This is a genomic window from Streptomyces pinistramenti (assembly GCF_020564935.1).
GTDB lineage: Bacteria > Actinomycetota > Actinomycetes > Streptomycetales > Streptomycetaceae > Streptomyces > Streptomyces pinistramenti.
Map to the genome: position 1 here is coordinate 72,583 of NZ_JAJCXB010000001.1, position 13,161 is coordinate 85,743.

The 13,161-nt window shown below is 73.5% G+C and carries 12 protein-coding genes; 6 read left to right on the plus strand and 6 right to left on the minus strand.

The features are described from left to right. Nucleotides 1–22: 22 nt before the first annotated feature. The 3 genes from LIU39_RS00455 to LIU39_RS00465 all read left to right on the plus strand — a co-directional run bounded on the left by LIU39_RS00455 (nt 23) and on the right by LIU39_RS00465 (nt 5,001). Complete coding sequence (locus tag LIU39_RS00455) at nt 23–2,056, plus strand: prolyl oligopeptidase family serine peptidase (protein ID WP_227043301.1); 2,034 nt, start codon at nt 23–25, stop codon at nt 2,054–2,056. Next, complete coding sequence (locus LIU39_RS00460; protein WP_227043303.1) at nt 2,053–2,985, plus strand: S66 peptidase family protein; 933 nt, start codon at nt 2,053–2,055, stop codon at nt 2,983–2,985. Before LIU39_RS00455 ends, LIU39_RS00460 begins: the two co-directional genes overlap by 4 nt. 171 nt (nt 2,986–3,156) lie before the next feature. Then, a complete protein-coding gene (locus LIU39_RS00465) occupies nt 3,157–5,001 on the plus strand; it encodes a CocE/NonD family hydrolase (protein WP_227043307.1) in 1,845 nt (614 codons plus the stop codon). Between the two features lie 79 nt (nt 5,002–5,080). On the opposite strand, the gene LIU39_RS00470 is transcribed toward LIU39_RS00465, so the two are convergent. Next, nucleotides 5,081–5,275: a ferredoxin gene (locus LIU39_RS00470; protein WP_227043308.1), complete on the minus strand. Its 195-nt coding sequence runs from the start codon at nt 5,273–5,275 to the stop codon at nt 5,081–5,083. Between the two features lie 66 nt (nt 5,276–5,341). Further along, nucleotides 5,342–6,529: a cytochrome P450 gene (locus tag LIU39_RS00475; protein ID WP_227043309.1), complete on the minus strand. Its 1,188-nt coding sequence runs from the start codon at nt 6,527–6,529 to the stop codon at nt 5,342–5,344. A 331-nt stretch (nt 6,530–6,860) separates the two neighbouring features. Between LIU39_RS00475 and LIU39_RS00485 the strand changes: the two genes are divergently transcribed. Then, nucleotides 6,861–8,288 (plus strand): CoA transferase, encoded by a 1,428-nt coding sequence (locus tag LIU39_RS00485; protein WP_227043311.1) that lies wholly within the window; start codon nt 6,861–6,863, stop codon nt 8,286–8,288. Nucleotides 8,289–8,390: 102 nt separating this feature from the next. Beyond that, entirely contained in the window at nt 8,391–8,924 is a 534-nt protein-coding gene (locus tag LIU39_RS00490) for a GNAT family N-acetyltransferase (RefSeq protein ID WP_227043313.1), read from the plus strand. A gap of 13 nt (nt 8,925–8,937) precedes the next feature. Here LIU39_RS00490 and LIU39_RS00495 read toward each other — a convergent pair whose 3' ends face one another. Continuing rightward, nucleotides 8,938–9,282 (minus strand): MerR family transcriptional regulator, encoded by a 345-nt coding sequence (locus tag LIU39_RS00495; RefSeq protein ID WP_227043315.1) that lies wholly within the window; start codon nt 9,280–9,282, stop codon nt 8,938–8,940. A 58-nt stretch (nt 9,283–9,340) separates the two neighbouring features. On the opposite strand from LIU39_RS00495, the gene LIU39_RS00500 reads away from it, so the two are divergent. Beyond that, a complete protein-coding gene (locus tag LIU39_RS00500; RefSeq protein WP_227043317.1) occupies nt 9,341–9,973 on the plus strand; it encodes a flavodoxin family protein in 633 nt (210 codons plus the stop codon). A gap of 209 nt (nt 9,974–10,182) precedes the next feature. On the opposite strand, the gene LIU39_RS00505 is transcribed toward LIU39_RS00500, so the two are convergent. The 3 genes from LIU39_RS00505 to LIU39_RS00515 all read right to left on the minus strand — a co-directional run bounded on the left by LIU39_RS00505 (nt 10,183) and on the right by LIU39_RS00515 (nt 13,081). Continuing rightward, on the minus strand, nt 10,183–10,536 hold the full coding sequence (locus LIU39_RS00505; protein ID WP_227043321.1) for a VOC family protein: 354 nt from the start codon (nt 10,534–10,536) through the stop codon (nt 10,183–10,185). Nucleotides 10,537–10,638: 102 nt separating this feature from the next. Then, nucleotides 10,639–11,454: a class I SAM-dependent methyltransferase gene (locus LIU39_RS00510; RefSeq protein ID WP_227043323.1), complete on the minus strand. Its 816-nt coding sequence runs from the start codon at nt 11,452–11,454 to the stop codon at nt 10,639–10,641. A 142-nt stretch (nt 11,455–11,596) separates the two neighbouring features. Beyond that, nucleotides 11,597–13,081, minus strand: a complete 1,485-nt coding sequence (locus LIU39_RS00515; protein ID WP_227043325.1) for a bifunctional phosphatase PAP2/diacylglycerol kinase family protein — start codon at nt 13,079–13,081, stop codon at nt 11,597–11,599. Nucleotides 13,082–13,161 lie beyond the last annotated feature (80 nt).

Consider the following 13,161-nt stretch of genomic DNA (forward strand, 5'->3'; position numbering starts at 1 on the left):
CGGTGAAGGAGGAACATCCCGCATGGTGACGACGGCTCCCTACGGCGCCTGGCGCTCCCCGATGGACGCCAGGACCGTCGCCGCCCACGACGGCCGCCCGGCCTTCGTCGGCATGGTCGGCGACGAGATCTGGTGGACCGCGCCGCGGCCGGCCGAGGGCGGCCGACGCGCCCTCATCCGCAGGCGCCCCGACGGCACCGAGGAGTCCGTGCTGCCCGCGCCCTGGAACGTCCGCAGCCGGGTCCTGGAATACGGCGGCCAGCCCTGGGCCGGCACGGTCACCGCCCGCGGACCGCTGGTCGTCTTCAGCGACTTCGCCGACCAGCGCCTCTACGCCTGCGAACCGGACAGCGGCGCATCCCCCCGCCCTCTCACCCCACTGTCCGCCGTCGGACGCGGACTGCGCTGGGTGGACCCGGTGCTGTGCCCCGAGCGCGGTGAGGTGTGGTGCGTCCTGGAGGAGTTCACCGGGGAGCGGCCCACCGATGTCCGCCGGGTGATCGCCGCCGTACCGCTCGACGGCTCCGCGGCCCAGGACCGTTCCGCGGTGAGGGAGTTGAGTGACGGCCGGCACCGCTTCGTCACCGGCCCGCGGATCTCGCCGGACGGCACCCGCGCGGCCTGGATCGCCTGGGACCACCCCCGGATGCCGTGGGACCACACCGTCGTGATGACCGCCGACATCACGGCCGACGGCGCCTTCCGAGGCATCCGGCCGCTGATCGGCGGATCCGGCGACCCCGGCAGCGCCGCGCCCGGCGGCGGGACCGGCGAATCGGTCGCCCAGATCGAATGGGCGGCGGACGGCTCGCTGCTGTACGTCTCCGACCTCAGCGGCTGGTGGCAACTGCGGAGCATCGACCCGGACACGGCGGCCGACGGCGCGGCCCGGGGCCGGGCCCTGTGCGCCGCCCGCGAGGAGGAGTTCGGCGGCCCGCTGTGGAACATCGGGCAGCGCTGGTTCCTGCCCCTGGAGAACGGCACGATCGCGGTGGTCCACGGCCGCGGCGCCACCACCCTGGGCATCCTCGACCCGGTCACCGGCGAACTGGTCGACGCGGTGGGCCCGTGGACGGAATGGGCACCCCACCTCGCCGTGCACGGCAGCCGGGTCGTCGGCATCGCCGCGGGCCCGCACAGCGGATACGAAATCGCCGAACTGGACACCTGCACCGGCCGCACCCGCGTCATCGCCTCCCGGCACGTCGACGTCCTGGACCCGGCCTATTACCCCAGGCCCCGGGCCCGTACGTTCACAGGCCCCGGCGGACGGGAGATCCACGCGCACCTCTACCCGCCGCACAACCCCGACCACACGGCGCCCGAGGGCGAACTGCCGCCCTACGTGATCTGGGCGCACGGCGGCCCCACCAGCCACGCCCCCCTCGTACTCGACCTGGAGATCGCCTACTTCACCTCCCGCGGCATCGGCGTCGCCGAGGTCAACTACGGCGGCTCGACCGGCTACGGCCGCGCGTACCGCGAGCGGCTGCGCGGCCAGTGGGGCGTGGTCGACGTCGAGGACTGCGCGGCCGTCGCCGGGGCACTGGCCGAGGAGGGCACCGCCGACCGCGCCCGGCTGGCGATCCGCGGCGGCAGCGCGGGCGGCTGGACCACCGCCGCCTCGCTGACCTCCACCGACCTCTACGCCTGCGGCACGATCAGCTACCCGATCCTGGACCTCGCCGGCTGGGCGACCGGCGAGACCCACGACTTCGAGTCGCAGTACCTGGAGTCGCTCATCGGCCCGCTCGCCGAGGTCCCCGAGCGCTACCGCGACCGTTCGCCGCTGCACCGCGCAGACCGGATCACCGCGCCGTTCCTGCTGCTCCAGGGCCTGGACGATGTGATCTGCCCGCCCGCGCAGTGCGAGCGGTTCCTCGCCGAGGTCGCCGGGCGCGGCGTGCCGCACGCCTACCTCTCGTTCGCCGGCGAGGGCCACGGCTTCCGCCGGGAGGCGACCTTGGTGCGCACGATCGAGGCCGAACTCGCCCTCTACACCCACACCTTCGGCATCAGCCGCCCCGATGCCGCACCCCTGGAGCTGCGCTCGTGACCGCGGCCGGACTGACCCGGCCGCCCCGGCTGCGGCCCGGCGACCGGGTCGCGGTGATCGCCCCCAGCGGCCCGCTCGCCCTCGAGCGGCTGGACGGCGGCCTCGACATCCTGCGCGGCTGGGGCCTCGACGCGGTCGCCGGACCGCACGCCGCCGGACGGCACGCCACGCTGCACCACCTCGCGGCGGATGACGCCCGGCGGGCCGCCGACCTCCAGCGCGCCTGGTGCGATCCGGAGATCGCCGCGGTGTTCGCCGCCCGCGGCGGCTACGGCGCCCAGCGGATGGTCGACCTGCTCGACTGGGACGCCATCCGGGCCGCAGCCCCCAAGCCCCTCGTCGGTTTCAGCGATGTGACGGTGCTCCAGGAGGCGTTCGCGGTGCGCGCGGGTGTCGTCTCCTTCTACGGTCCGGCCGTCGCCGGCGAGGTGTTCCTCAAGGACGAGGCGACCCGCGAGCAGCTGCGGCGCACGCTCTTCGCGCCGGAGGCGGAACGCACCCTGGCGCCCGAGGCCACCATGCCGCTGGTGCCGGGCCGGGCCCGCGGCGTCACCCTCGGCGGCTGCCTGGCGATGCTCGCCTCCGAACTGGGCACCCCGCAGGCCCGCCCCGGCGCGGCCGGCGGGCTGCTGCTCCTGGAGGACGTGGGGGAGCAGCCGTACCGCATCGACCGGGCGCTCACCCAACTGCTGCGCGCCGGCTGGCTGGACGGTGTCGCCGGCATCGTCCTCGGCTCCTGGGCCCGCTGCGGCCCGTACCCGAAGGTGCGTGAGGTGCTGGCGGACCGGCTGGGCGGCCTCGGGGTGCCGGTCGTCGAGGAGTTCGGGTTCGGGCACGGCGACCGCGCGCTGACCGTGCCGCTCGGCGTGGCCGCCACCCTGGACGCCGACGCGGGCACGCTGACGCTGGACGTACCGGCGTTGACCTGAGCCGGCGGGAGGGGCGGCGGACGCTCCGGGCGCGTCCCGTGCGTCCGCGGCACTCCTCCCACCTGGCGTAACAACCCGTGTCCGCAGCGTTGACACGGATGTTGACCAGGCCACAACATGAGCCCGGCCGTTACCGACTGGTCGGTACGACATGTCCTTGTGGAGGTCTCCGTGCCCAGCGTGTCCCGCGCAGCGTCCCGCGCCGCATCCCGCTCCGTTCTCCGCACTTCCCTGACCCTGCTGGCCACCACCGCCCTCGCCGTGCCGCTCGCGGCGGCCGCTCCGGCAGCCGCCGCCGCGCCGGCCCCGTTCACCGTCACCGCCCTGAAGCTGACGGTGCGGGCCGGCGACCGCAACTGCACCGTGGACGCGGACCTCTACCGCCCCGCCGGAGTCGACGCCGCCCACCCGGCGCCCGCCGTGCTGACCACGAACGGCTTCGGCGGCAGCAAGAACGACGGCTCCACCGCCGCCACCGCCGGCGCGTTCGCCGCCCGCGGCTATGTCGCCCTGTCCTACTCCGGGTTGGGCTTCGGCAAGAGCGGCTGCCCGATCTCCCTGGACGACCCGCAGACCGACGGCAAGGCGGCGAGCGGGCTGATCGATTTCCTCGCCGGAGCCCGTACCGCCGATGACGGCACCCGCGTCGACTACGTCACCAAGGACGCCGCCCGCGACCCCCGCGTCGGCATGATCGGTGGCTCCTACGGCGGCGCGATCCAGATGGCCACCGCCGCCGTCGACCACCGCGTCGACGCACTGGTCCCGCTCATCACCTGGAACGACCTCGCGTACTCCCTCGACCCCAACAACGCGGGCCGCACGCACGGCGTGAGCGGACCGGTGCCCGGCGCGTACAAGAAGGAGTGGACGGGCGGGTTCTTCCTGATAGGCGAGGCGCAGGGGCTGCTGAACCCGAGCCTGGACCCGTCCAGAATCGGCGGCGCGGGCTGTCTGCACTTCGTCGCCGACGCCTGCGAGACCAAGCGGCTGCTGGACTCCGGGCACTACCCCGCGGACCGCACCGCGAAGATGCTGCACTACGCGCGCAGCGTCTCCCCGGTCTCGTACCTGAAGTCGGTGAAGGCGCCGACCCTGCTCGTCCAGGGGCAGGCCGACACCCTCTTCAACCTCAACGAGGCCGCCGCCACCTACCGCACGCTCACCGCCCAGGGCACCGAGGCCAAGATGATCTGGCAGTCCTGGGGCCACAGCGGCGGCATGGACAAGCCGGCGCCCGGCGAACTCGACCTGAGCAAGGGCAACTTGGATACCAGCTACGTCGGACAGCGGATTCTCGCCTGGTTCGACCGCTACCTGCACCACAAGACCGGCACCGACACCGGCCCCGCCTTCGCCTACTACCGCGACTGGGTGACCGAAGGCCCGGCGTACGGCACCGCGCCGTCCTTCCCCGCGGGCGGCAGCCGGAAGCTGTACCTCTCCGGCGACGGCAGGCTCGTCGACAACCGCAGGAAGGTCGTCCGCGGCAGCCGCGAATACCGCAACTGGCTGGTGCCCACCAGCCATTCGGAGAGTTCGCTGGCCGGCCTGCTGAAGCTGCCGGACCCGGCGCCGTACGACATCAAGGGCACGCACCTGGACTGGACGTCCGAGCCGGTGACCGGCAAGCCGCTGGATGTGGCGGGCACCCCCAAGGTGACCCTGAAGGTCGTCTCGCCGAAGACCGAGCAGGTGCAGAACTCCCCGGACGCGGCCAACCGGCTGGTGCTGTTCGCCAAGCTCTACGACATCGCGCCGGACGGCAGCAAAACGCTGGTGCACCGGCTGGTGGCCCCGGCCAGGGTGCCCGACGCGACCCGGAAGTTCACCGTGCAGCTCCCGGGCCTCGTGCACCGCTACCAGCCGGGCCATCGGCTGCGCTTCGTCATCGCCGCGAGCGACTCCGCCTACGCGGGCAACCGCGGCATCAAGCCGGTGACGGTCACCAGCGCACCCGAGGACACCGGCGTCATCGAACTCCCCGTCATCCAGGACCGACCAGGGCGCTTCTGACGGAGATCCGTCAGAAGCGCCCTGGGCCCTGCCGCCCCGCCACCCGAAGCGGCGGGGCGGGCCGGCGGACGGTTCCCCGTCAGTCTTCGGCGACGTCGATCGCCTGTACCGGGCAGGCGCGGGTGGCCTCCCGCAGCAGCGGGTCGCCCGCGCCGTCCTCACGGCCGGGCAGCAGCGCGCTGAAGCCGTCGTCGTCCTGGGTGAACACCCCGGGCGCCGTCAGGGCGCACTGCCCGGCGCCGATACAGACGTCCTTGTCGATGGTGATCCGCATGCCGGACCCCTTTCGTCGGTCGGTTTCCCGGTAACCACCGGGCCCCCTCGGTCGGTTCTCCTGTGCTCACCAGGCCAGCGGGAGCTCCACCATGCCCTGCAAGGTGCCGCCCGGCTTGAACGGGATCTCTTCCGCAGGTGCCGCGAGCCGCAGCCCCGGTATCCGGCGGAAGAGTGAGCGGAACGCGATCTCCATCTCCGTGCGGGCGAGGTTCTGCCCCAGGCACTGGTGGATGCCGAATCCGAAGCCCACGTGGTGCCGGGCCGAACGGTCCCAGTCCAGTGCGTCCGGGTCCGCATAGGCCGACCCGTCGCGGTTGATCAGGGACGTGGCCAGCATCACGCCGTCGCCGGCCCGGATGGTCCGCCCGGCGATCTCGACGTCATCGGTCGCCACCCGCAGCATCCCGTCGGCGATCGAGAGGAACCGCAGCAGCTCCTCGACGGCGGTCGGCATCAGGCTGTCGTTGGACCTCAACTGCGCCAGCTGCTCCGGGTGTTCGAGCAGGGCGAAGGTGCCGAGCGAGATCATGTTGGCGGTCGTCTCGTGCCCGGCGATCAGCAGGATCATCGCCATCCTGACGAGTTCCTCGCGCTCCAGATCGCCGTTGTGCAGCCGCTCGGCGACCAGGTCGTCCAGCAGCCCCTCGCCCCGGTCCTTCTCCTTGCGGGCGACCAGCTCGCTGAAGTACTCCTCAAGCCGCAGCCGGGCGTCATCCGTGTCCTGCGCGCTGGGGCCGCGCAGCAACCGGCGGGACTCCTCCTCGAAGAACTCGTGGTCGGCGTAGGGCACACCGAGCAGCGCGCAGATCACCATGGAAGGCACCGGCAGCGCGAAGGCGGAGACCAGTTCGGCCGGTGGCCCCTGGGCGAGCATCCGGTCGATGAGCTCGTCGACGATCCGTTGGATCTCCGGCCGCATCGCGGCGATCCGCTTGACGCTGAAGCTCGGAATCAGCATCCGCCGCTGGGTGTTGTGCTCGGGATCGTCCACCCCGATCAGCGGCGACTTGACCCGGCGGATCCCCGCGAGCCGCTCCATCGGGATGGGGAACGCCGGGTTCTGCCGGTCCGACGAGAGCCGCGGATCGACGAGCAGCGTCCGTGCTTCGGCGTGGCCGGTTACCGCCCATACCGCACGCCCGTCGTAAAGGGTGACCTTGGCCAGCGGGCCCTGCTCGCGCAGTGGTTGGTAGGCGGTCGGCGGGTGGTAGGGACAGGTCCGGTCCTGTGGGAAGGAAACGGCTTCGGACACGAGGTGCCTCCCTGATAAAGGGCCCGGTGTGCTCGGTGGGGGGCCGGGCGGGGTCACGGGTGGGGGGATCCGGCGGTGAGGTGCTGTGGCGGTGTCCGCCTTGTCGATCTCCACTCCATGCCGAGCGCACCTCGATCGTCTACCCGCAGTTCGGCCATCTTGAGTCATCTTCGGCCACCTGCGGCATGTCCGGCCATGTACCGCCCTGTTCGGGTGGCTCGGCCCACCGGAAGGGGTACGGATCCGGCCGCGCAGCCCCCGCCCGGCACGGCACCCACCCCGCGCCCACCCCCGCTACCCTCCACCTGGCACCCGGTGCCACACTGCGCACATGGGGCAACGACACCACGACGGGGCAACGGACCAGGTCTGGGCAGCGCTCGGCGGCGCTCCGGAACTGACGCAACGCCTCGCGTACGGCGGACCGCCCGGCCTGCTGCCGGCCCGGCTGCCGGTGCGGGCACTGGCCCGCGCCACCGTCGCCGGCTGCGCACTGGCCGCGGCCGAGCTGACCGCGCTGCGCACCGGCCGGCCGCTGCCTGCCGTACAGGTCGACGAGGGTGCCGTCGCCACCGCCTTCGTCAGCGAACGCCATCTGCGGATCGACGGCCGCGCCCCCACCTCGTTCGCCCCCCTCTCCCGCTTCTGGCGCACCGCCGACGGCTGGGTGCGCACCCACGCCAACTCCCCGCACCACCGGGACCGGCTGCTGCACGCGCTCGGCCTGCCGCCGACCGCGCAACCCGCCGATGTCGAGGCCGAGTTCGCGGGCCGCAGGGCCGAGGAGATCCAGGAGACCGTGTACGCGGCGGGCGGCCTCGCGGTCGCCGCCCACAGCCCGCAGGAGTGGGCCGCACACGGACAGGGCGCCGCGGTGGCCACTCACCCGCTGCTCACCCGCCAGCCCATCGGCGGCGGCGCCCCGCCGCGCCCGCTGCCCGCCCTGGCCGGCGATCCGCTGCTGCCCGTACAGGGGCTGCGGGTGCTCGACCTGACCCGGGTGATCGCCGGGCCGGTCGCCACCCGCACCCTCGCGCTGCTCGGCGCCGATGTGCTGCGCATCGACGCGCCGCAGCTGCCGGAGAGCCAGGACGCGCACAACGACACGGGCTTCGGGAAGCGCTCGGCGGCCCTGGACCTCGGCAGCCGCTCCGGCCGGGCCGCCTTCGACGGCCTGCTGGCCGACGCGGACGTGGTCGTCACCGGCTACCGTCCCGGCTGCCTCGACCGGTTCGGCCTGGCGCCCGAAGCGCTCGCCGAACGCCGCCCGGGACTCGTCGTCGCGCGGCTCTCCGCCTGGGGCGATGACGGCCCGTGGGGCGGCCGCCGCGGCTTCGACAGCCTGGTGCAGGTGGCCACCGGAATCGCCGCCGTCGAGGCACACGAGGACGGCACCCCCGGCGCGCTGCCCGCCCAGGCACTCGACCACGGAACGGGCTACCTGCTGGCCGCCGCGGTACTCCGCTCCCTCACCGAGCAGGCCGGGAACGGCGGTTCGACGCTCACCACGCTCGCCCTCGCCCGCACCGCACGCTGGCTCCTGCACGGCCTCACGGACCCCGAGCACGGCCGCACGGATCACGCGCCGGAACACCGCGCCGCCGCGGAACCCTACGACCCCGACCGCTACCTGAGCACCGTCGACGGCCCGGCCGGACGGCTGCGCCACGCCCTGTCCCCGGTCTCGTTCGACGGCGGCCCCGGCACCTGGGCCACGCCGCCGGGACACTGCGGCGCCGACGCTCCGGTGTGGCGCTGACCGGCGGCCCCGTACGGCGGTCCGTACCGGCGGCGCGATCCGGCCCGCCCCGCCCCGCCCCGGCCCTGGTCAGCGAGGCCCTGGCCTCCGTACGATCGCCCGATGATCACCGATCGCCACCTCGCACAGGGCCCCCGGGTGGGCATCAGGCCGTTCACCGCGGACGACCGGGAAGAGTTCACGCGGCGGGCGCGGGAGAGCGCCGACGAGCACCGTCCGTGGCTGTTCCCGCCGGCCGACACCGCCGGGTACGACGCCTACCTGGAGAAGCTGCGGGAGCCGGCCCGCGAGGGCTATCTGATCTGCACGCGCGACGACGGCGCCCTGGCCGGCTACCTCACGATCAACAACATCGTGCACGGCGGTTTCCGCTGCGGCGCGATCGGCTACGGCGCGTTCGCGCACGCCGCCGGGCGCGGCCTGATGACCGAGGGCCTGCACCTCGTCCTGCGGCACGCCTTCGACGTGCTGGGCCTGCACCGTCTGGAGGCCAACATCCAGCCCGGCAACGAGCGTTCGATCGCCCTCGTTCAGCGCGCCGGATTCCGTCTGGAGGGCTTCTCGCCCGACTTCCTCTTCATCGGCGGGGCCTGGCGCGATCACGAGCGCTGGGCGATCACCAGCGAAATGGTCTGATGCCGGGGACGGTTCAGGACTGCGCCAGATAGCCGGCGAGGGCGCTGCGGCTGCGCCGGAGGCCGTCGATCCGCTCGTCCGCGGCCTTCAACTCCCGCTCCAGGGTGGCCCGCAGATCCTCACACCAGTCGAAGCCCGGGCCCTCGCCCCGGGCGCACGGCAGCACCGAACGGATCACCGCGGTGGGCAGTCCCGCCTCCAGCAGGGCACGCACCTGCCGCACCCTGACCACCGACTCCTCGTCGTAATAGCGGTAGCCGTTCGGACCGCGCCGGGTGTCCAGCAGGCCCTGCTCCTCGTAGTACCGCAGCAGCCGCGGACTGACTCCGGTACGCCGGGACAACGCGCCGATCAGCATCTGACCGCCCCCATCCGATCTTGACCTTTCCATCGATGTGAAGCTCTAACGTCGCCCCATGACCGAAACATTCCGTGCCGGCGGTCCGCAGTCGGCCGACACCCGCTCGTTCCTCTTCGTCCTCGGCAGCTCCCGCCCCGACGGCAACACCGAAACCCTCGCACGGGCCGCGGCCGGCCAGCTGCCCGCCGGTATACCGCAGCGCTGGGTGGACCTGGCGAAGCTGCCGCTGCCCGACTTCCAGGACGGACGGCACGAGACCGACACCTCGCCGGGCGGGGCGAACGAGGAGACGCTGCGGCAGGCCACCCTCGAAGCCACCGACATCGTCATCGCCTCGCCCCTGTACTGGTACACCCTCTCCGCACAGACCAAGCGCTACCTCGACTACTGGTCGGGCTGGCTGACGGTGCCCGGCGCGGACTTCAAGGAGCGGATGGCGGGCCGGACCCTGTGGGGCGTGACGGTCATGGCGGACGAGGACGAGGCCGTCGCCGACGGACTGGTGACCACCCTCCGCCACACCGCCGCGTACCTGGAGATGCGCTTCGGCGGGGTGCTGTTCGGCAACGGCTCCCGGCCCGGCCAGGTGCGGGACGACGAGCGCGCCGAGATCCGCGCCAAGACCTTCTTCCAGCAGGACGCCCCGTTCGCCCGGTTCCCCCACGACGAGACGGACGGCGGACGGTAGCCGACGGCGCCCGCCGGGCCCGGGAGGACGGCCGGTGCGGGCCGGCGGCGCACAGTGGACGCGTCGCACGCAGCGCGCGACAGTCGTGCCCGGCCGCCTTCAGCGCGGCGTCATACGCCGGCAGCATGCGCCGCCCCGCGGGCCCGTGGTTTCTCCGCTCAGGTCCGCGGCGCTCCGCCGCCCGCAGCGCCCGGAGTGTGGCCTCCCGGTCAGGCGTCCTGCCGCCGGTCGACGTACTCGAAGATCGAGCCGTCCGGGTGCCGGGCGACCAGATTGCGGCCGATGGGGGTCGCCAGCGGGCCCGCGATGATGTCCGCGCCCACCGCCTGCAGGTCCGCCACGGCCTCGTCCACGTCCTTGACCGCTATCGTCGCGGTGACCTTCCGCAGCACCGAGAGTTCCGCCTCCGGGCCGCTCATCAGGAAGAAGCAGCCGACGGCCGCCACCGCGACCCCGCCGCGCCGGAAGCGCAGGGCCTCGGCGCCGGTCAGACGTTCGTAGACGCCGATGGCCGAGTCGAGATCGCCGACGCACACGCGCAATGAGGTCCCCAGAATGTCCATACGGGGAAGCGTAGTTGAGGGTGCGGCCGACGCGCGATCAGTTGCCGGTGATCGGTCCGGCGGGGCAACGCGGGCCGCCCCGTGCCGGGTTGATCACCGCCGTCACACCCGGCACAGGATCTCGCCGTGCAGCACGGAGAACCAGCCGTCCTCCTCGGCGCCCCACGCACGCCAGGCCCGTGCGGCCGCCGCCAGCTCCTCCGGCGTGGCATGACCGCCGTCCACCGCGAGCTGTGCGTAACCCGACGAGACCGTGCGGTCCGCCCACAGCTCGCTCCACCAGCTGCGTTCCTGCGGGGTGTGGTAGCACCAGGTGCCCGTCGTCGCGGTGACGGACTCCGGGGCGAAGCCGGCCTGCCGGGCCCAGGCGTGCAGCCGGCGCCCGGCGTCCGGCTCGCCGCCGTTGGCGCGGGACACCCGCAGGTACAGCCGCAGCCAGTCGTCCATCCCCTCGATCTCCGGGTACCAGGTCATGGCCGAGTAGTCCGCATCGCGGACGGCCACGATGCCGCCGGGCTTGGTGACCCGGCGCATCTCGCGCAGGGCCTGGACCGGATCGCCCACGTGCTGGAGCACCTGGTGGGCGTGGGTCACGCAGAAGGTGTCGTCCGGGTGGTCCAGGGAGTGGACGTCGCCGGTCTCGAAATGGACGTTGGTCAGCCCCCGGCCGCGCGCCGTGGCGCGGGCCTGCTCCAGGATGTCCGGCGCGTACTCCAGGCCCGTGACGTGGCCGTCCGGTACCAGCTCCGCCAGGTCGGCGGTGATGGTGCCGGGGCCGCAGCCGATGTCCAGCACCTGCATGTGCGGGCGGATCGAACTCAGCAGGTATCCGGCCGAGTTGGCGGCGGTGCGCCAGGTGTGCGAGCGCAGTACGGACTCGTGGTGGCCGTGCGTGTAGACGGCGGTTTCCTGCGGCATGGTCGGCTCCTTCGCATCCGGCGGACCCGGCGCCGCTGCGGGCGGCGCCGGACGCGCCGGGGCCCGCACGGTCCGCGTACGGATGGCCTCGGCGCGATCAAGCACACGGTACGCCGCAATCTCGAATCATGAGAGTGGCATCTCAGGATTCGGGCAGCAGGCGGTAGACCGTCAGCGCCTCGTTCTCCTTCTCCAGGGTCAACCCGCCCGGAGACGTGGTCACTTCACCGTCGAACGCGAGATCCGTACCGTCCGGCAGGCCGTCGATCCGCAGCCTGCGCAGCCGTGCCTCGCCGAGCACGGGAGAGGAGCGCGGGGTGCCCGTCAGTGCCGCCGCCAGCAGCCGGGTGCGGGCCAGCCGTCCGCCGCGCACCACCCGCACATCGAGCACCCCGTCGGCCAGATCGTGCCGCCGTACCGGCGTCAGGCCGAGGCCGCGGTAGGTGCAGTTGCCGGCGAACAACATCCACAACTCCCGCTTGCGGCCGTCCATTTCGACGGTTACCGGCTTCGCCGTCCGCAGCACCTTCCAGGCGGCGAGCACCCCGGCCGGCCAGGCGCCGATCCGGCCCGCCCACTGCTCCCTGATCCGCACCAGCTCCGGATAGGCGCCGATGGAGAAGGTGTTGAGGAAGTACTGCCCCTCCCGGTGCGGCCCGGCCCGGAACCGCGCCAGGTCCACCGCCACCGCCTCACCGCTCTCCACCGCCCGCGCCGCATCGGCGACGCTCTCGATGCCCAGGTCGTAGGCGAAGTGGTTGTGCGTGCCGCCGGGCAGCACCACCAGCGGCAGGCCGTGCCGGACCGCGACGGCCGCCGCCGCGTTGACCGTGCCGTCGCCGCCGAGCACCCCCAGCGCACCGCCCTGCCGCGCGGCGCTCTCCGCCGCTTCCTCCAGCGCCTCGTCCAACGCCGGGGCGTCCGGCCCGCCGCAGGTCACCACCTCGGCGTGCGGCAGCGCCCCGTGCACTTCCCCGGACCGGTCGGGACGGGTGTCGCCGCGCTGGCCGGAACCCTGGTTGGCGACCACGGCCAGGCCGCGGCCGCCGGGCAGCGCAGGGGCGTCCGCGCGCGGCCTGGCCGGCGGCGCCAACTGGGCCCGGGTCGGCGCCAGTCCGCGCACCGCGAACGCCGCCCCGGCCCCCAGCGCGGCCCCCGCCAGCACGTCACCGGGATAGTGCACGCCCGTGTAGACGCGGGAGAACGCCACCGACGCGGCGACCGGCGCCAGCGCGAGCCCCCACCACTTGTTCTCGAAGGCGACGCCTGTCGCGAAGGCGACCGCCGACGCCGTGTGCCCCGAAGGGAAGGAGGAGGTGACGGGCTGACGACGCACCTGCCGTATGACGGGCACCGTGTCCAGCAGCGGCCGCGCGCGCTGCACGGAGCCCTTGCCGAGCGTGTTCACCGTCGCGGACGCCACCGCGAGGGAGGCGACGCCGCGCAGTGCGGCCCGGCGGGCGGGGCGGCCGCCGAGCGCGGCGGCGCCCGCCGCGATGCCGAGCCACAGCAGTCCGTGGTCCGCGCCACGGGTCAGGCGGGGCAGCACCTGCTGCGCGCCGGGCCACTCGCGCGAGGCGATGGTGTTGAAGAGCCGCAGGTCGAGTCGGTTCAGGAGCGTTCGCATGCGCCCTCTTGTACCCCAACCCGGCCGGAACAGGCCGGAACAGGCAGGAACCGGATGCGGCCGGCCGAGGGCCAGCGGAA